General features: G+C 46.1%; 13 protein-coding genes, 1 pseudogene and 1 other annotated feature. Of the genes and pseudogenes, 4 read left to right on the top strand and 10 right to left on the bottom strand.

The window, feature by feature from the left end; genetic code table 11:
* Window positions 1-516 precede the first annotated feature (516 nt).
* The 3 genes from NFR98_RS13850 to NFR98_RS13840 all read right to left on the bottom strand — a co-directional run bounded on the left by NFR98_RS13850 (window position 517) and on the right by NFR98_RS13840 (window position 4415).
* Window positions 517-1899: a glycine--tRNA ligase gene (locus NFR98_RS13850; RefSeq protein WP_251460358.1), complete on the bottom strand. Its 1383-nt coding sequence runs from the start codon at window positions 1897-1899 to the stop codon at window positions 517-519.
* 85 nt (window positions 1900-1984) lie between these two features.
* Window positions 1985-2166, bottom strand: a binding site (T-box leader).
* A gap of 204 nt (window positions 2167-2370) precedes the next feature.
* The gene (locus tag NFR98_RS13845) at window positions 2371-3393 is read right to left on the bottom strand and encodes an HD-GYP domain-containing protein (RefSeq protein WP_061565278.1); all 1023 of its coding nucleotides are present in this window, start codon (window positions 3391-3393) and stop codon (window positions 2371-2373) included.
* Between the two features lie 548 nt (window positions 3394-3941).
* Window positions 3942-4415, bottom strand: a complete 474-nt coding sequence (locus NFR98_RS13840) for a hypothetical protein (protein ID WP_251460356.1) — start codon at window positions 4413-4415, stop codon at window positions 3942-3944.
* Window positions 4416-4558: 143 nt separating this feature from the next.
* Here NFR98_RS13840 and NFR98_RS13835 point away from each other — a divergent pair, with 143 nt between their 5' ends.
* From NFR98_RS13835 to NFR98_RS13820, 4 genes and pseudogenes are all read left to right on the top strand, one after another.
* Window positions 4559-5677 carry an NADH-dependent flavin oxidoreductase gene (locus NFR98_RS13835; protein WP_168985831.1) on the top strand — a complete coding sequence of 373 codons (1119 nt, stop codon included), beginning with the start codon at window positions 4559-4561 and terminating at the stop codon, window positions 5675-5677.
* A gap of 640 nt (window positions 5678-6317) precedes the next feature.
* Window positions 6318-6854 (top strand): YceI family protein, encoded by a 537-nt coding sequence (locus tag NFR98_RS13830; RefSeq protein WP_013858263.1) that lies wholly within the window; start codon window positions 6318-6320, stop codon window positions 6852-6854.
* Window positions 6855-7362: 508 nt separating this feature from the next.
* A complete protein-coding gene (gene ric, locus NFR98_RS13825; RefSeq protein WP_251460354.1) occupies window positions 7363-8067 on the top strand; it encodes an iron-sulfur cluster repair di-iron protein in 705 nt (234 codons plus the stop codon).
* 436 nt (window positions 8068-8503) lie between these two features.
* Window positions 8504-10021, top strand: a pseudogene (locus NFR98_RS13820) (IS1182 family transposase); the annotation flags it as partial.
* Between the two features lie 789 nt (window positions 10022-10810).
* On the opposite strand, the gene NFR98_RS13815 reads toward NFR98_RS13820, so the two are convergent.
* From NFR98_RS13815 to NFR98_RS13785, 7 genes are all read right to left on the bottom strand, one after another.
* On the bottom strand, window positions 10811-11491 hold the full coding sequence (locus NFR98_RS13815; protein WP_014096278.1) for a Crp/Fnr family transcriptional regulator: 681 nt from the start codon (window positions 11489-11491) through the stop codon (window positions 10811-10813).
* A 304-nt stretch (window positions 11492-11795) separates the two neighbouring features.
* The gene (dctA, locus tag NFR98_RS13810) at window positions 11796-13064 is read right to left on the bottom strand and encodes a C4-dicarboxylate transporter DctA (RefSeq protein ID WP_035189162.1); all 1269 of its coding nucleotides are present in this window, start codon (window positions 13062-13064) and stop codon (window positions 11796-11798) included.
* Between the two features lie 270 nt (window positions 13065-13334).
* A complete protein-coding gene (locus tag NFR98_RS13805; protein WP_061087274.1) occupies window positions 13335-14963 on the bottom strand; it encodes a glycerol-3-phosphate dehydrogenase/oxidase in 1629 nt (542 codons plus the stop codon).
* A gap of 747 nt (window positions 14964-15710) precedes the next feature.
* Window positions 15711-17201 carry a glycerol kinase GlpK gene (gene glpK / locus NFR98_RS13800; protein WP_251460352.1) on the bottom strand — a complete coding sequence of 497 codons (1491 nt, stop codon included), beginning with the start codon at window positions 17199-17201 and terminating at the stop codon, window positions 15711-15713.
* Window positions 17202-17213: 12 nt separating this feature from the next.
* A complete protein-coding gene (locus tag NFR98_RS13795) occupies window positions 17214-18014 on the bottom strand; it encodes an MIP/aquaporin family protein (protein WP_046721341.1) in 801 nt (266 codons plus the stop codon).
* Window positions 18015-18429: 415 nt separating this feature from the next.
* A complete protein-coding gene (locus NFR98_RS13790; protein WP_251460349.1) occupies window positions 18430-18990 on the bottom strand; it encodes a glycerol-3-phosphate responsive antiterminator in 561 nt (186 codons plus the stop codon).
* Window positions 18991-19334: 344 nt separating this feature from the next.
* Window positions 19335-19526, bottom strand: a complete 192-nt coding sequence (locus NFR98_RS13785) for a hypothetical protein (protein WP_081105656.1) — start codon at window positions 19524-19526, stop codon at window positions 19335-19337.
* Window positions 19527-19756 lie beyond the last annotated feature (230 nt).

Genomic DNA, 19756 nt, shown 5'->3' with positions numbered 1-19756 from the left:
TTGAAGCCGTCAAAAAGACAAAACGAGCGGCATCAGGTAACGAAATGTCCTTTTGATCCTGTCAAAAGGACAAAACAAAAACAGGCCGCATCCAATTGGACAAATTAGGCGAAAACCCGTTGAAAATGTCTAGTTAGGCGTTCCAATTGGACAAAAGAGCCGCGGCCTCAGCAGATTTTGTCTAGTTAGGCGTTCTAATTAGACAAATGAAGTATAAACCTCGTTGGAATTGTCTAATTAGGGGCTCCAACTAGACAAATGTGGCGTAGATCCCGGTGGAATTGTCTAATTAGGCGTTCCAATTGGACAAAAGAGCCGCGGCCTCAGCGGGTTTTGTCTAATTAGTGGTTCTAATAGACAAATGAGACGTAACCCCCCATTAGTAATGTCCAATTAGGCGTTCCAAAAATGAACATAAGTTTTTCGCGTCAAAATCCATTACGTTCAGGATAAATATTGCTTATGGCTGCCTGGCGCACCAACAAAGAAAAAAACCCGCAAGCTGCGGGCTTTTTTTTAAAACTTAATTTTTTCTTCCAAAAAGGCTTTAAGTTCCGTGATTGGCACACGGGTTTGCTCCATGGTGTCGCGGTCGCGGACGGTCACCATATGGTCGTCGCGCGAATCGAAGTCGTATGTGATGCAAAACGGCGTGCCGATTTCGTCCTGGCGGCGGTAGCGCTTGCCGATCGACCCGGTTTCGTCAAAGTCAACCATAAACGTTTTTGACAAATCCGCAAAAATGTCGCGTGCTTCATCCGATAATTTTTTCGACAGCGGCAAAACCGCGGCTTTGTAAGGTGCAAGGGCCGGGTGCAGGTGCATGACCGTGCGGCTTGTGCCGTCTTCAAGTTCCTCTTCAGCATAAGAATCAATCAAAAATGCCAGTGCTACACGATCTGCCCCGAGCGACGGCTCAATGCAGTACGGAACAAAGCGTTCATTCGTTTCCTGGTCAAGATAAGTGAAATCCTCGCCGGAATATTCCATATGGCGTTTCAGGTCGTAATCGGTACGGGAGGCAATGCCCCACAGTTCGCCCCAGCCGAACGGGAAGTTGTATTCAAAGTCGGTGGTCGCGTTCGAGTAGTGGGACAATTCTTCTTTTTCATGGTCGCGCAGCCGCAAGTTTTCTTCCTTCATGCCAAGATTCAGTAAAAATTCGCGCGCATACTGTTTCCAGTAGTCAAACCATTTCAGCTCTTCGCCCGGCCTGCAGAAAAATTCAAGTTCCATCTGCTCGAATTCGCGCGTGCGGAAAATGAAGTTCCCCGGAGTGATTTCGTTCCGGAAACTTTTGCCGATTTGGGCGATCCCGAACGGCAATTTTTTGCGCATGGTCCGTTGCACATTTTTAAAATTGACAAAAATGCCTTGTGCGGTTTCCGGGCGCAAATACAATTCATTCGTGCTGTCTTCGGTTACGCCCTGGTACGTTTTGAACATCAGATTGAACTGGCGGATGCCGGTCCAGTCTTTGCTGCCGCAATCCGGGCAGGCGATATCATGCTCTTTAATCAGCTCTTCCATTTTTTCAAACGGCAGGCCGTCAACAATCATGTCGATCCCTTTTTCATGCAGGGCATTTTCGATCAGTTTGTCGGCACGGTGCCGGGCTTTACAGTGTTTGCAGTCGATCATCGGGTCATTAAAATTGCCGAGGTGGCCGCTTGCTTCCCATGTGCGCGGGTTCATCAGAATGGCAGCATCAAGGCCGACATTGTACGGCGACTCCTGGATGAACTTTTTCCACCAGGCTTTTTTAACGTTGTTTTTGAATTCGACGCCGAGCGGGCCATAATCCCAAGTGTTGGCAAGTCCTCCGTAAATTTCCGAACCCGGGAAAATAAACCCGCGGTGTTTCGCGTGCGAGACGATTTGATCCATCGTGACGCTCATTGTCATCTCTCCTTTTTTCATTGAAATGGTTTCCCCTGGGGACGGGAATGTTTCCATATAAAAAGCTCCCGGCTCCAGGCAACAGCCTGGGGACGAGAGCTTGAATTCCCGCGGTTCCACCCCAGTTGATGCGAAATTTTCGCACCCACTTTCCATGAAAAAAACTCCGGACTGCCGTTTCACCGGGTTCCTTGCCGGGCTTCCACCGCCCCCGGCTCGCTTTAAAAGGAAAAGTTCCGGCTACTATTGATCCTTCATCGTCGCTATTTGAATAGAAATACTATACCAAAACCGGGCAGGACAAGTCAATGCCCGGTTTTGGTATGAATGTTGTAATCCGTTATTACTTTGTCTCACCCTTCGCTCTTTCCGGGAAGATTTTTGTTGAACCACCCGGGCGGACCGTACTTTCCGGCTCAAAAAGACACGCTTTGTCTTTTTTACATGGGGTACGTACATAAGAATCCCCGGTTAATAGGGATTGGCGATTTGAAACAAGGTCAGTTTTTGTTCCATCAGGTTTAAAACCGGGTAACCTTCGACTTTAAGAACAGGCTGGTTTGGATGAAGCGGATGGATACGGATAATGCTCCCTTTCACCCCGTTACGCAGTGTAATCGGCTGTTTCCGGTAATTTTCCATCAGAAAGTTGGCAAACGGGAGGACAATTTCCCGATCGAGCCGGCCAGCATCGGCGTCCGCCATTAATTCGTCAATTGCAAAAAACACCGGCTGCCTCCTGCGGTATGCGCGGTTGGAACAAATGGCGTCAAACGTATCCGCCACCGATAAAATTCTGACAAGAAAAGGAATGGTTTTCCTGCCATCCGGATAGCCTGAGCCGTCCAGCCGTTCATGGTGCATTAGGGTCCCTTTTAAAATCATCGGGTCGAGCGATGTTTTCTCAAGCAGCCGGTAACCCGCTTCCGGATGCTTCTTGATCAAGGCAAACTCTTCATCTGTTAGTCTTCCCGGTTTATTGAGAATTTGCGGGTCAATGGTGAACTTGCCAATATCGTGGAAAAGCCCCATTTGCGCCAGCAGGCTTTGCTTTTCAGGATCCAGCTTCAAAATTTTCCCAATATTGGCAGCGATCAGCCCGACATGGATACAGTGTTTGAACAAATATTCGTCAGCGGAGAAATGCTCCATTAGTTCCAAAATAGACGTCCGGGTCGTAAACACTTCTTTGTAAAGCTTGCGAAAATTTTTTTCCATACTCTCCACTTCTGCATCACAAAGGGTTGTTTTCACTTGAATGATGCGCTGGAGTTCTTCCATTTCATGGTAAATACTCTCATATAATAAGTCATGGAAGATCCCGGGCACTTCGGTGGCAATGCGCCTGCCGTCCAATTCCGGATCGCGCAGGACTTCATATTTATTTAAAATGGCAGCGAGCCTTTCTGTAAGAAACGTCCCTTTCCGCAGCAACAGGACGCCGCTATTGGAGTACAAATCTTCTTCTAACTTTTCCCCTTTTTGAAACACCATTGAAAAAGCTCCCCTTGAACGTACTTTTTTTACATTTTAACACAGGAAATGTTAGTGAAAAGGAGCCTTTCCGATTTTTCTTAAAAAGTTCATTTATGTTCCGCTGCCTGCCATGATTTTCGACTTCAAACAACGGACCATCTCCGCACAATTCTCAAACGGGGAGCAACTTTGCTTTTTTGAATTTCCACCTCATTTCAAATTTCTCGTACTTTCCCGCGTTTCAGAAGATCAAGCCCACGCAATATCCCGTTCTACTTCAATTTTTGGCGCGGGTTTCCTACTTCAAAAAACAAAATCCTCTCCAGACAGACATCGGGCTTTGCATGGTTGCTTGATATTCCGTTTTTTCAGCTTCCCGCCGCGCTTTCTGTTTCAGAAAACAGACCGCTCCCACGCAATTTTCGAGACAAACGGGCATCGGCTTTGCTTGGATTTCCGTATCTATTTCAGCTTTCCAGTCGCACTTCCTGTTTCGGAAAAAGACTTCTCCCAAGCAATTTCACGCAACAAATGGGCATCGGCTTTGTTTGGATTCCGTTTCTTTTTCAGCTTTCCGCCGCGCTTTCCTGTTTCAGAAAACGGATAACTTCCGCATAGTTTCCCGTAACGAGCGCCGGGTTTTGCAATGATTCCTCTATTCTTTTTGTATCATCCGTTTCGACGAGAACAAATCCGGGAAACGCCTGCAGCTGGATCAACGGATTAATGCGACGGATATCTTCATATTGATAATGCAGCTCTAAGGAGACATGATCCATTTCAAGAAACGGCACATGCTCTTCTTCATGCCAATCTTCATCTGTCACAACGATCAAAGTATAATAGCGCTGGTTTTCCGCTGCCCGTGAATTGCCTTTTTCACTGATGATCCTGTCAACGCAAATCAGGCCGCCCATTATGATGAACGCGAATACAGCGTACAGCCATAAATGGGACAACAACAGCAATACCGCTGTAATCAACGAAAGGATACTCAACCTTTTTGCCACCATTTGAAGCAGTAAAAGGACATCACTCATCATTCACGTCTCCCAATTCATGATGTAAAAAATACTTTCCTATATGATATGCCTGCATGGTTTGATCGGTGCTTTTCATTTTCGTTTTTTTACAGATTGGAACATAATAAAAAAGCGAAAGCAACCAGGAAAGGAGCATGACCATGAGCAAATACGATAAACTGTTTGAACCCATTACGTTTAAAAGCGGCGTCAGGGCGGAAAACCGCATCGTGATGGCGCCGATGACCCATTATTCCTCGAATGATGACGGCACGATTTCGGATGCTGAGCTGCGTTATTATGCAGAACGTGCAAAAGGGCCGGGGATGGTCGTGACGGCATGTGCCAATGTTACGGAAAACGGCAAAGCGTTTACCGGGCAACCTGGCGCACATACAGACGAAATGGTTGAGAGCATGAAAAAACTGGCACAAACGATTCAGCAAAACGGTGCAAAAGCGGTTGTGCAAATCCACCATGGTGGCCGCGAATGCCCGGCTGAACTCGTGCCGGGCGGAGATGTTGTGAGCGCGAGTGAAACAGATTCGTCAGATGGCAGTGTCCATGCACGCGCGTTGACGGGAGAAGAAACCGCTGAAATTGTGAAGGCATTTGGCGAAGCAACACGCCGCGTGATCGAAGCCGGTTTTGATGGCGTTGAAATTCACGGTGCAAACGGCTATCTGATTCAACAATTTTTCTCCCCGTATACGAACCGGCGTGAAGACGAGTGGGGCGGCAGTCTGGAAAAACGGCTTGCATTCCCGCTTGCTGTCGTCGATGCTGTGAAAAATGCGGTGGCGGAATATGCAGACCGGCCGTTTTTAGTCGGATACCGCTTATCCCCGGAAGAACCGTACGAACCGGGGATTACGATGGATGACACGTTCGCGCTTTTGGATGCGCTGATGGAAAAAGAGCTCGACTATGTGCATATTTCCCTGCAGCACTTCTGGTCTAAAGCCCGCCGCGGCGGTGAACCCGGCCGTCCGCGCATGGAACAGATCGTGGAACATGTCGCAGGCCGCGTGCCTTTGATCGGCGTCGGCTCCCTGCACACAGGAGACGAGGTTTTGAAGGCAATGGAAACCGATGTACCGCTTATTGCCCTCGGCCGTGAGCTTGTCATGGAGCCGCATTGGGTGGAAAAAATTAAAGCCGGCCAGGAGGATGCAATTCAAACCGCGTTAAGAAAAGACGACCGCGAACGGCTCGTTATTCCGGAACCGCTGTGGAAGATGATCATCTCAACGCCGGGCTGGTTCCCGTTTGCAGAATGACATCTGCATGTTGCACGGCATTGTCAAAGAATGAATGGCTGCGCTTGCGAGGCTCGGTTGATACACGAATTGAAGTTTACGTAATGGTCAAGGAATGAATGGCTTTGCCGCGAAGCTCGGTTGGCGATCGAATTGAGCATACGCAATTGTCCAGAAATGATTGGCTGCGCCGCGAAGCTCGGTTGACAACTGAAGTGAAGCATATGTAATGGTCAAGGAATGAATGGCTGCACCTGCCTAATCTGGCCTAGAGCTAGAGCCGGAGTATATGGATGCGATGGAATGGGCATCATTATATATAAGTTGGCATGCAATTTTTGGGCTGGAATTACCTACCTTCTCCAGTTATTGATTGACACGCATTGCTGCGGGTTTTCAGCACGCGGCTTTTGCGCGACTTACGGCGTGCCCGAATTGGTTCCCGCAAACACCGTTAACAATGCAGGATTCTGCCTGGTGTAAGAACCACTATACTGCAAAAGAAAGTGCAAAAAGCACCATTAACATGCAGGATGTTGCCTACCTGCTGATTCAGAAACCGAACCCTTTTTTTAAAAGGGTTCGGTTTTCTTGACTTTTTTAACTTACGATATTAAACTAAGTTACGAAAAGTAAGTTTTAAAAACAGGAGGAATTTAGGATGACAAAAACAAAATGGGCAGTTGACTATGCACATAGCACCATTGATTTCACAGTAAAACATATGATGATTTCAAAAGTAAAAGGGTCTTTTCAAAATTTCGAAGCCGAAATCGAAGCTGATCCCCAAGATTTAACGGATGCAAAAGTTTCTTTTATTGTTGATGCCAGGAGCATTCATACGAAAAATGATGACCGCGATAATCATCTTCGTTCTGCTGATTTCTTAGATGTTGAACAATATCCGAATATTACATTTGTTTCCAAGTCGGTTACAAAGGCAGGGGACAATGATTATAACGTTACCGGTGATTTAACGATTCATGGCGTGACAAAAGAAGAAACATTTAAAGTCACATTTGAAGGGATTTCGAAAAACCCGATGAGCGGCGCGGAAACAGCCGGCTTTAGTGCAGAAGGGACCGTAAAACGGAGCAATTACGGCCTTACTTGGAACGCAGCCCTTGAAACAGGCGGTGTCCTCGTTGGCGATGAAATCAAATTTACGGTGGAATTAGAAGCAAGCAAAGCGGAATAATTGCGGAGGCGCCAATTTAGATTGGCGCTTTTTTCTTTGGGCAGATCATGCTTCTTATGGCCAAGGTTTTGGGATGCTTTTTTTCTATTAAATAACATAGCCGGGCTCTAGGTGAAGAAAGACCGTCTTTTTTCCGCGCTTCCTTAACTTAGACGCACTCTATGTGAAGAAAGGACATCTTTTTTTCGTGCTTCCTTAACGTAGACGGGTTCTATGTGAAGAAAGGCCGTCATTTTTCCACGCTTCCTTAACAAAGACGCACTCTATGTGAAGAAAGGCTTTCGTTTTTCCACGCTTCCTTAATGTAGACGCCTTCTATGTGTAGGAAGGCCGTCATTTTTCCACGCTTTCTTCACATAGACGCACTCTATGTGAAGGAAGGCCTTCGTTTTTTCGCGCTTCCTTAACATAAATAAGAACTTTCCTCAATTGCTGTGATGTGCATCACAAATAAGCAGGTGCTGATGGTTTATGATGAAGGCAGCAATGAAATGGAGGAGTGAATTCGATGGAACGTTTTACAACGAGCCAGACTGTCGGGGAAATCGTAACCTTATTCCCAAAAGCGGCGGATCTGTTTAAAGCAAATCGTATCGATTTTTGTTGCGGCGGCAATGTGTCTGTGAAAGAAGCTGCGGAAAAGCGCAACCTATCAGCAGATGAACTACTTGATGCTATTTGCAACCTTTATGGCCAATATGCCGGAAAAGGCACTGAGCAAAATTGGAATGAAGCGGGCTATACGGAAATTGTCAACTATATTCAGGCCACCCATCACGCGTTTTTGCGCGAGGAACTGCCAAACTTGAGCCCGTATGTAACAAAAGTGATGCGTGTCCACGGCGGCAACCACCCGCATCTCATCGAAGTGCATAAACTGTTTAACCAATTAAAAACAGAACTGCTGGAGCATACTGAAAAAGAAGATACCGAACAATTCCCGGCCATTCGTGCATACGAAAGCCTTCCAACTGCCGCTAACCTGAAAGCCGCGACAGCCGTTTTGACCGATCTTGAAACAGAACATGCTGCTGTCGGGGAAATTTTGCACCGGCTCCGCGAAATTACGAATGACTATACGTTGCCGGAAGGGGCATGCCGTACATTCCAGCTCGTATACCACCGCCTTGAAAATTTTGAAAATGATACATTCCAGCACATTCACCTGGAGAATAATATTCTATTTAAGCGGTTGCTCGAAGAAGCCGTTTGACTTTTAAAAGGGGCGGTTTGCTTTTTATTTTTCTTTCCTGGCCCCGGGGAAAGACAACTCGTTGCGCGTGCGTTCCTCTTTTGTCGTTTTGAGACCTCCAAAAGAACAGTTTGCTCGGATTCCAGCTCTCTTTTGTCTTTTTGAACCCCCCAAAAGGACAATTTGCCCCGGGTCCGGCTTTCTTTTGTCTTTTTGAAACCTCCAAAAGGACAGTTTGCCCGGATTCCAGCTCTCTTTTGTCTTTTTGAGACCTTCAAAAGGACAATTTGTACGGATCCCAGCTCTCTTTTGTCTTTTTGAGACCTTCGGGACCACTGAAAAAGTCAATCTGAAAATTCAAAATAATTATATGTACAATAAATTGAAAAAAAATACCCCCAGTATTTGGTATAATAAAGTTATACTACAAACCAAAACCAAACTGGGGGTATCTATCATGCTTAAAGAAAAAGATAATCAATTAAGCATCTATTCCATATTATACGATAAAATTCCTGAAAATCATACACTTAAATTATTAAGAGATGAAGTGGATTTTAGTTTTATCAATAAAATGCTTGAAAAAACTTACTGTAAAGAATATGGAAGGCCAGCAAAAGAGCCCGAACTTATGGTTAAAATCTTGGTGTTACAAAAACTCTATGACTTATCTGATGAGAAAGTTATAGAAAATTGCTCATTAAACCTTGCATATATGTATTTTTTAGGAATCAATCCGGAAGACGACCTCCCTCACCCAAGTCTTTTGGCAAAATTTCGTAAAAGTAGATTAGAAGGCAATCTCACTATAGATGAAATTATTATTGAAATCATAAACCAATGCATTGAAAAAGGAATTTTACAAAAGGTTTCTGGTATAACGATTGATTCCACTCATACAGAAGCCAACACCAAAAAATATAGACCGGAACGAGTCATGAAACAATTAGCGAAAAAAATCTTTAAAACCGTTAAAGAAGAAAACGGAGAAATACCAAGTGAAATCAACCAAGAAATCCCTGATTATAAAGAAATAGAAAACCATGATGAAGCTAGAAAAACAATGAAGTCCTATCTTGAAGAAACGGTATCAAAGGTAGAAGAACTAGTTGAACTGGAGAAAGCACCTGAAACAAAAGCACTCGTTAATAATGCGAAAGAAATTTTAGCAGACCCGAAGTTTATGGAGCAAAAAGGGGTACGATCGATTGTCGACCAAGAAGCGAGAATAGGGTATAAAAGCAAAAATGATCCTTTCTTTGGTTATAAAACGGAATTTATGATGACAACAGAAGATCGAATGATTACAGCTGTTCATACTGGTAATGGAGCTTATGTGGATGGAACGAAGTTTGATGAATTATTAGAGTTAACCAAGAAAACGAGAATAAAAATACCAGAAGTATATGGTGATAAAGCCTATTTTAAAAAGCCAATCTTAGACAAAATCTCTGAACTTAAAGCAAAGGCATACATCCCTGTAAGTGAAGCTGCATATCGCATAGACGAAGAAAGATTCAGTTATAACAAAGATTCTGACGAGTGGTTCTGTAGTCAAGGAAACAAAACAATCAAAAAGAAACACTATATAAGAAAATGTGGAAAAGAAACGTATAATTACTATTTTGACAGAGAACAATGTAGAAATTGCCCAATGCGAGAAGTTTGCATAACCGGAAAAACAGTCGGAAAAGTATTAGGGATCGGAATCAACACCCCAGAATTTTATGAGTATAGTCAACAACAGAAATCGGAGGGATTTAAAGAGAAGTATAAAAAAAGAGCATGCCAAGAAGGGAAAAATGGCGAAATGAAGAATTTCCACGGGTTAGATCGTGCCAAATGGTACGGTCTAAAAAGCATGGGCTTACAAGCCAAGCTAACAGCCTTGGCAGTAAATTTAAAGAGGATAGCCGCCATACTATCCTCTAAAAAGGCGAATTATAGCCAAACATTTGTCATTTTTACTAATTTCTATGGTAAAGAGTACCATTTACAGAAAATTTCTTACACTACACAGCAAATTTTACATAAAAAAATGGCTTTTTTCAGTGGTCACGAGACCTTCAAAAGGACAATTTGCCCCGGGTCCGGCTTTCTTTTGTCTTTTTGAGACCTCCAAAAGGACAATTTGCTCGGATTCCAGCTCTCTTTTGTCTTTTTGAATCCCCCAAAAAAGACAATTTGCCCGGATCCCAGCTTTCTTTTGTCTTTTTGAGACCTCCAAAAGGACAATTCACCCCGGGTCCGGCTTTCTTTTGTCTTTTTGAATCCCCCAAAAGGACAATTTGCTCGGATTCCAGCTCTCTTTTGTCTTTCATAACTCCGATGAAAGACATTTTGCTGCGTGGGCAACCCCCTTTTGTCTTTCATCACCTTGATGAAAGACAATTCGCTGCGCGGGCACTTCACTTTTGTCTTTCATAGCTCTGATGAAGAACATTTCACTGCCCGGACGCCCCTCTTTTGTCCTTCATCACCCCAATGAAAGACATTTCGCTGCCTGGACGCCTCTCTTTTGTCCTTCATCACCCCGATGAAAGACATTTCGCTGCCCGAACGCCTCTCTTTTGTCCTTCATCACCCCGATGAAAGACATTTCGCTGACCCGGGCGCTCCTCTTTTGTCCTTCATCACCTCGATGAAAGACATTTCGCTGCACGGGCACTTTACTTTTGTCCTTCATCACCCCGATGAAAGACATTTCGCTCCCACGACGCCCCCTTGTCTTTCTTTGCTTTAATTCTTACCGGCGGGAAAATCTTTATACCCCGAGCAGTTCCTCCGTCAGTTTTTCCTGGTGAATGAGGTATGTGCCTTTTTCCTGCGGGAGGATGAGGTTTTTTTCTTTAAGCTGGCGGATCGTGCGGCTGACCGTTTCACGGGTGACGCCGATCATGTTGGCGAGGTCGGAGTTGTTGAGCGGGGTTTTCACGAGGACAAACCCGTCTTTTTCCTGAACGCCATGTGTGCGGGTGAGGCGCAGAAAAAGTTTGACTACTTGCTCGTAAGCGTTGTTTAAAATCTGGGCTTCGAGCCGGTCCTGCAAGTCAAGGATTTCATCACTCATCACACCGTATAAAGTCATGGTCAGCTGCGGATTGTTGAGCAACACGTTTTCAAAATCAGTAATCCGGATCGCAACGAGATTCGTGTCTACAACCGCCATCGCATTCGCCGGGTAGCTTATTTTACGGAAAAAACCAACATGCGGGAACATGTCGCCATCGCGAAGCAGTGTGACAACTTGCTCTTTGCCGTTCGCATCGGTGCGGTAAATTTTCACTTCCCCGCTTTCAATAAAATAAACGGCTTCCTGCGGGTCCCCCTGGAAAAAAATATGCGCATCCTTTTCTGCATGCTTTTTAACAGATATATCGGCGATCACAGCCAGATCCGCGTCCCCGAGTCCTTTAAAAAGCGGCATTTTACGCAGGTTTTCCAAAGCGCTCACTTCCCTTCTTCAATAAAGTGCAATTATCCCTCAATTACTCGGTATTCTCCAAATTTCATAGATATCATTACGTAGCTGCAGGCGGCCTGCTGGACAAATCCCTCAACACACCCTATTGTACACAAAAATAAGCACACCGCCCAAAGTCAAAGTCAATGTTAAAAAAATAAGAGTGTCCCCCCTCGGAACGCCTCTTATCCTTCCTTCAATAAAGTGCAACTATCTCTCAATTACCCCGCGTATTCTCCAAAGCCAATGTTAAAAAAGAAGAGGGCCCCAATCGGAGCGCCTCTTATTAAGAAGGAATCGATTCTGTAGGATGGGCAGCCGTTTCCAGTGCTTCATTTTTGTCAAATTCTTTTTCCGTTTTGGAGATGACGACCGTCGCGACGGCATTCCCGATAATATTTGTGAGCGCGCGTGATTCAGACATGAACCGGTCCACGCCGATCAACAGCGCAATCCCTGCAACCGGGATAACCGGGAACGCAGACAAAGTCGCAGCAAGGGTAATGAAACCGGAACCGGTCACGCCGGCCGCCCCTTTTGATGTCAGCATTAAAATCAGCAGCAGCATAATTTGGTGCCCGATCGTCAGGTGCACATTATACGCCTGCGCAATGAAAATGGATGCCATCGACAAATAGATGGCGGTGCCGTCAAGGTTAAACGAGTATCCGGTTGGAACGACAAGGCCGACAACGGATTTTGAGCAACCAAAGTTTTCGAGTTTTCTCATCAGGGAAGGCATCGCCGATTCCGATGAAGAAGTCCCGAGCACGAGTAAAAGTTCTTCCTTTATATAAGCGATGAACTTGAAAATGTTGAAACCGAACGCTTTTGCAATCCCGCCGAGGACAAGCAAGATAAAAATGATCATCGTCAGGTAGACAGACCCCATTAATTCGCCGAGATTGATCAGCGAGCTTGCGCCAAACTGGCCAACTGTATATGCCATTGCCCCGAATGCAGCGATCGGTGACACTTTCATGACAATACCGACAATTTTAAAGAAAACTTCCGTCATGTCTTCAAAAAAGCGGATAACCGGTTTTGCCCTCTCCCCGAGGGATGCGGCAGCAACCCCGAACAGTACCGCAAAAAATAAAATTGGTAAAAGATCTCCCTTGACAAAAGCCCCGGCGATGCTTTCCGGAATAATACCGGAAATAAAACCGATAAAACCGTGTTCGCTGTCTTTTGCCTGTGTGACGAATTGTGAAACCTGGCTTGTTTTCGCATGGCTTGTATCAATGCCGTGGCCGGGTTGGATCAAATTCACGATAATCAGACCGATGGCGAGCGCAACCGTGCTGACGACTTCAAAATAGATAAGCGCCTTGCCGCCGATTCGACCGACTTTTTTCAAATCCCCCATGCCGCCGATCCCGATAATGACCGTAAAGAAGATAATCGGTGGGACGAGCATTTTGATCAGTTTAATAAACCATTGCGCGAGAATATTCAGTTCCGCGCCGAATTTAGGTGAAACAAGTCCTACAATAATACCCAGAATGATGCCGATAATGACTTGTACTGTAAGATTCCGAAAGTTGATCCTCATTTTCCATCCCCTCTGTTTGCGCTTACATTTTAGCGTCACGAACTATATTTCTATTATAGTACAGGTTTATCCCGTTTTCACTATTTTTATATTAAAAAAATTTTGCTTTTAAAAAATATCGGTGCAAGCAAAGCGCAAAAAAGCAGCGGAACAGTGCCCGCTGCCTTTTTCCAGCTGTCTTTGCAAGAAAGCTGAGACGTATGCTTCCAATATGAATAGTCAACCAATCCTTTTTCGCCACCAAGGTCTGTGCCCTTTCCCGGAACAAGTTTACACTTCCGGGACCGCTTCCCGCAATGCTTCTTCCAATTCTTTCCTGTACGCCTGTTCTGTCTCTTCATCCCAGGAAAATTCAGCGGCCATCCATGCTATAACCGGCTCTTTCCATTTGCGGACCCAGTTGATATCGAAGAAAAGGGCACCGGTACGGCGAATGAAGAAATCGACCGGTTTTACCACCATTTCTTGTTCCACTGCATATTTCAATACGGCGTACACTTCCCGCGGTAGCGGATAGTCGTCTTTCCAGCTTTTCGCATATGCATATACGTGATCCGCGTTCGTGCCGTATTTTTCCGCAATCGCCCGGCTTGCTTCCGCAGACAGGCCGCTTGCTTCGCCTTCTTTTGTTTTTGCTTTGACAAACGCCGGCAAATTTTCAGAGCCGCCCACATCACCGCCGGAAATCGGCAAGTGCTTCGTTTGGCACGGCTGAAAATTGCCGCCAAGCCTGCGTGCTACAAGATCTACAACCGTTTCCGCCATTTTCCGGTAACCGGTCAGTTTGCCGCCTGCGATTGTCACGAGGCCGCTGTCGGATTCCCAAATTTCATCTTTACGCGAAATTTCGGAGGCGTCTTTTCCTTCTTCGTAAATCAATGGACGGACGCCGGCCCAGCTTGATTCGACATCACGGGCTGTCACTTTGACTTTTGGAAACATAAAGTGGATCGCTTTTAATAAGTAATCAATATCTTTCGGGAGCGGTTTCGGGTGAATCGGGTCTTTGTCGTAAAATGTATCCGTTGTGCCGACGTACGTTTTGTCGCCGCGCGGAATGGCAAACACCATGCGGCCGTCCGGCGTATCAAAATACACGGCCTGCCGGAGCGGAAAGATACTTTGGTCAAACACAATATGCACGCCCTTTGTGAGGCGGAGGCTTTTGCTCCCTTTCCCGTCTTTATTGCGCATTTTGTCACTCCACGGCCCGGTCGCATTGACGACCATTTTCGCCCGCACGTTTACGGTTTCCCCGCTGATCTGGTCACGAACAGTGGCCCCCGAGATGCGGCCGTTTTCATATAAATACTCTTCCGCTTTTGTATAGTTGACAGCCAGCGCCCCGTGTGCGACTGCTGCTTTCATCACTTCAATGGTCAGCCGCGCGTCGTCCGTCCGGTATTCGACATAATAACCGCCGCCTTTCAGCCCATCTTTTTTGATCAGCGGTTCCTTGTTTAAGGTTTCCGAAGCCGACAGCATTTTCCGGCGTTCCGTTTTTTTCACGCCGGCTAAAAAGTCGTACAGCCGCAAGCCGATATTCGTTGTAAATGCGCCGAACGTCCCGCCCTTATGGAACGGCAGCAGCATCCATTCCGGCGTTGTCACATGCGGGCCGTTTTCATAAACGATGGCGCGCTCTTTTCCGACTTCCGCCACCATTTTTACTTCAAATTGTTTCAAGTACCGCAGGCCCCCGTGGACAAGTTTGGTTGACCGGCTTGATGTGCCCGCCGCGAAATCCTGCATCTCGACAAGCGCTACAGACATGCCGCGCGACACTGCGTCAAGCGCAATGCCGGCCCCTGTAATGCCGCCACCGATCACAAGCAGATCGAACGTTTTATCCTTCATGTTTTGTAAAACTGCCCCACGCTCTTTTCCTGAAAATTCCATTTTTGTCCCCTCCTATAAAATAAAAAGAGACCTGAACCATGCATTATGGAAAACTCCCATAAAACAAGCCAGGTCTCTCTGCATCTCTTGACATTTTATGAACTTGTTTTTATTATAACAGACCTTCCGCTGATTTTCAGCTGTTATGCACCGGGAAAATGTAGTAATCCCCGTTTCTTGCCGTTGCCCCGTTAGATAAGGCAGCGCCGGAAAAACATGGAAGGCAACGCCGCCCGAATAGCAATAGCTGGCCACATCAACTCACAGGTTAAGCTGGCGCAAAACTATTGATTGCCTGCTAGTATTGCGGCTAAAACATAGACGCAATGGCGCCAGAACGATGAGCGATAACAACGCAATAGCTGGCTACGTAAAAGCTTACGCAAAACTATTAGTTGCCTGCTAGTATTGCAGCTACCCAGAATCCAAGGTGTTATTGCCATGGTATCCCTGCAAGCTTTTTAAAAGCAGGGGCCGCCTGCAACAGCAATGCTAGCGCAGGGTAAGCCACATAAACCACGTTGCCTACTGCATACCCGCTTCCGTATGGCTGCCCAGTTCGGTCGCAGGGTAAGCCAGATTACCCGTGTTGCCTACTACATGCCCGGTTCCGTACAGCTGCTCAATTTGGGTCGCAGGTTAACCCAGATAAACCACGTTGCCTACTGCATGCCCACTTCCGTATGACTGCCCAATTTGGTCGCAGGCTAAGCCAGATTACCGCGCTGCCTGCAGCAATCTGCAAATCTATTTAAAGGCAATGGTTGCACGGATTGCTTTTTTCCATCCGTCATATAAGGCTTCGCGTTCTTTTTCCGCGAGTGACGGTTCAAATTTGCGTTCCACTTTCCACTGGCGGGCAATTTCTTCACGCGATTCCCAGTAACCGACCGCAAGCCCCGCCAAGTATGCGGCGCCAAGTGCAGTGGTCTCGCTCACAACCGGGCGCTCAACCGGCACGCCTAACATGTCGCTTTGGAACTGCATGAGAAAATTGTTTTTCACTGCGCCGCCGTCCGCACGCAATGTTTTAAGCGGCAGTCCGGAATCTGCCTCCATTGCAGCAAGCACATCTTTCGTCTGATAGGCGAGCGATTCAAGCGTGGCCCGGATAAAATGTTCTTTCGTGGTGCCCCGTGTCAGCCCGAACACCGAGCCGCGCACATCGCTTTCCCAGTACGGTGTCCCAAGCCCGACAAATGCCGGCACGACATACACACCATCTGTTGAATCAACCCGCTCTGCATACGATTCACTTTGAGCGCTGTCTTTGATCATGCGCATCCCGTCACGCAGCCATTGAATCGCTGACCCTGCCACAAAGATGCTGCCTTCAAGGGCATACTCGACTTTTCCATCAATACCCCATGCGAGCGTCGTCAGCAAGCCATGCTTGGAAGAAACAGCTTTTTCGCCGGTATTCATCAGCATAAAGCAACCGGTGCCGTACGTATTTTTCGCCATCCCTTCTTCATAGCAAGCCTGCCCGAACAGCGCTGCCTGCTGGTCGCCCGCCACGCCTGCAATCGGAATTTCCTCACCGAAGAAATGGTACGGCGCAGTCCGTGCATAAACATGGGAGGAAGGCTTCACTTCCGGGAGCATCGCAGCAGGAACGTCCAGCATTTCAAGCAGCTCGGGATCCCATTTCAAATCGTAAATATTGTACAAAAGTGTCCGGGACGCGTTTGAATAATCGGTAACATGGGCTTTGCCGCCTGAAAATTTCCAGATCAGCCAAGTGTCGATTGTGCCAAACAGGAGCTCGCCTTTTTCAGCGCGTTCTCTTGCTCCGTCAACATGGTCAAGGATCCATTTGATTTTTGTCCCGCTGAAATACGGGTCGATGAGGAGCCCTGTTTTTTCACGGACCATATCAGCATAGCCTTTTTCTTTTAAGTCAGCGCAAATATCCGCTGTCTGCCGCGACTGCCAGACAATCGCATTGTAAATCGGATGACCCGTCTTTTTATCCCAGACGACCGTTGTCTCACGCTGGTTGGTAATCCCAATCGCGGCAATCTGCTTCGGCTCTACATCTGCTTCTGTTAAAACGGTCGTCGTAACCGCGAGCACCGATGCCCACACTTCATTCGCATTATGTTCCACCCAGCCAGGCTGTGGAAAATACTGATGAAATTCCTGCTGGGCTGTATGCACAATTTCCCCTTTTTGGTTAAAAAGAATAGCTCTTGAACTTGTTGTCCCCTGGTCAATGGATAAAATAAATTTCTCCATCCCGTTTCCTCCTTACGCTCTCTTTTTCTTGTTTTCTATCATCCATACTATCAATAATACAAGTAAACACGTTAGCAAAACACACCAAAACGCGGGCGTCCAATCATTTTTAAACACAGCCCGGTAAAAAACGCCCCCGAGAGAACCCCCGAGCAACGGACCGGCAACCGGCACCCACGCATAACCCCAATTCGAAGGCCCTTTCCCTGCAATCGGGAGCAGAAAATGGGCAATTCTCGGGCCAAGGTCGCGGGCAGGGTTGATCGCATAACCCGTCGTCCCGCCAAGTGAAACCCCGATCGCTACAATCAGCATGCCAACGATGAACGGGTTCAGCCCGTCTGTAAACTTATTTGCCCCGATCGTAAGAACACCGAGCACAAGAACAAAGGTCCCAATCATTTCACTGATAAGATTCGCAAAATAGTTTGGAATGGCCGGCCCGGTCGAAAATACGCCAAGTTTGGCTCCCGGATCGTCCGTCTCCTTCCAGTGCGGCAAAAAGTGAAAAAATACGACGGCAGCGCCGATCATGGCTCCGACCATTTGCGCCAAAATATACCCGGCCACTTTCGACCATGGAAAATCCCCGTTAAATGCAAGCCCGACGGTAAGTGCGGGATTTAAGTGGGCACCGCTGTATTTTCCGACTGCATAAGCCGCCATGGCGACGCCAAGTCCCCACCCGAACGAAATGACAATCCAGCCGCTCTGGTAGGCAAATGACTTTTTCAAATTGACATTGGCACAAACACCGCCACCAAAAATAATCAGGATGGCTGTGCCAACCAATTCTGCTAAATATGAATTCATAGCCCTTCCTCCATTTCGAATGAATTAAAAGCTGATCCGGCAATAATCCGGTCCCTTTCATCAAAAAAAGAACAAAAAAACCCACGACGCCCGCAAATTTGTTGCGAATGGAGTGGATCTCTTTGTTCTCCTGCCAAGTTTATTAACTTATGTATGATGATAACGCTTACTTTAAATTTTGTCAATCCATGTTCACAAAAAATATATACCGGATTTTTCCAGATTTTGTTGAAAGAAGCGGACATCCTTGCCAGCAGACTTAGGATTCCGCTGGGCTGCATTCGGCTCCAATGGGAGAATGTTTCACATCGCTTCCACTTCTGGTTAGGAGTCGGCTTGTCAATATGCCCGCTGTACACCCGGGTGCCGCCCCATGCAAAAAACCGCTGCGGCCGCCCGGAACAGCCGCTTCTCTTTATTTCTTTTCCAAAAAGGCTTCCCACAAATCCGTATCCGAGGTGGTGATGCCTTCTGCTCCGGCTTTCAATGCTTTTTCCACATCTTCCCGCGTACGGATCAACCCGCCTGCAAAAATTGGAATGCCAAGCCGTTCTTTTACTTCGGTAATCATCCATGGCGCGATGCCCGGCAAAACTTCAATATAGTCAGGTTTCGTCCGTTCAATTAATTTGTAACTTTTCTCAAGCGCATGCGAATCAATCAGGAACATTCTTTGGATCGACACGACTCCCCTTTGCTTTGCTTTTTGTATAACATTGGCTTTCGTGGAAATTAGCCCGAAAGGTTGATATTCCTGGCATAAATATTCTGTTGCGTAATCATCACTCTTCAAGCCCTGGATCAAGTCCACATGGTAAATCATTTTTTTGCCTTCCGCCTTTGCCATCGCCGCGACATATTTGAGCTGTGAGATATGCAGTTCCAGGAAAATCCCGATTTCATAATCACTTTTTAAAAACCTTTCAAACTCCTTCATATTAACAGAAGCTGGAAGAATTTTTTGAGAAAAGGCCATTTTTTCCCCTCCTTATGTTTTTGCAAATTTAGTTTACCACGGAATACGGATGGTGCGCGTTTTGTATATGTCAAGATTTTCATGATATGTAAGAATGACCACAGTCATCTTAGATTACCTTGTAATGCCTGTATCAAAGAGCAAAAATTATTATTGGACTACTAAAAAATATGTTGACGAAGATAATGCCGCAGTATATGTAAAATGGAGTACAAAATTGTATTCAAATTCTTCGAGAACTAAGCTGGTAGGTTCATATGACGCTATAACTTCGTACATGAAATAACCAAGGCAACTGCCTTGGTTATTTACTTAAACAAAGCTTAAATAAAGAAAAATCAATATCAAACAAACAGTAACAACTTTTTTCTAATTGCCGCTTTTTTGTAAATTTCTATGATGAGGTGAACAAAAAAATAAAAGGCCAAGATTAAAAGAGAAACATGAGCATGATCGAAAACTTCGAACAAAAGAACCAGCAGAAAAATCAAAAGCCACATATAGGTACTCATCCATATTTTAATAAACTTTTCCATAAGCTCCCCCCTAAAAAGTATTCGTTCTCTACTGTTTCTGCACCCAAGCTTTAAACTCCTGCTCAATTTCCTAGACAGGAATGCCTCTTTCATGACGTCCATCATACCCGTAAACGATGTGAACTACCCTCCACTTATCAACCTTACGGTTTTATTGAAGTGGGGGCTTCTCGACTTATCGTTGCTTTTACTAGCCAACGAAAACTGACCGAGCTAACCCTCTTGTTCCA

The sequence above is a fragment of the Weizmannia agrestimuris genome, from assembly GCF_943193165.1.
Classification (GTDB): Bacteria; Bacillota; Bacilli; order Bacillales; family Bacillaceae_C; genus Weizmannia; species Weizmannia faecalis.
The sequence above is the reverse complement of the archived record's forward strand: the minus strand, read 5'-3'. Positions and strand labels throughout refer to the sequence as shown.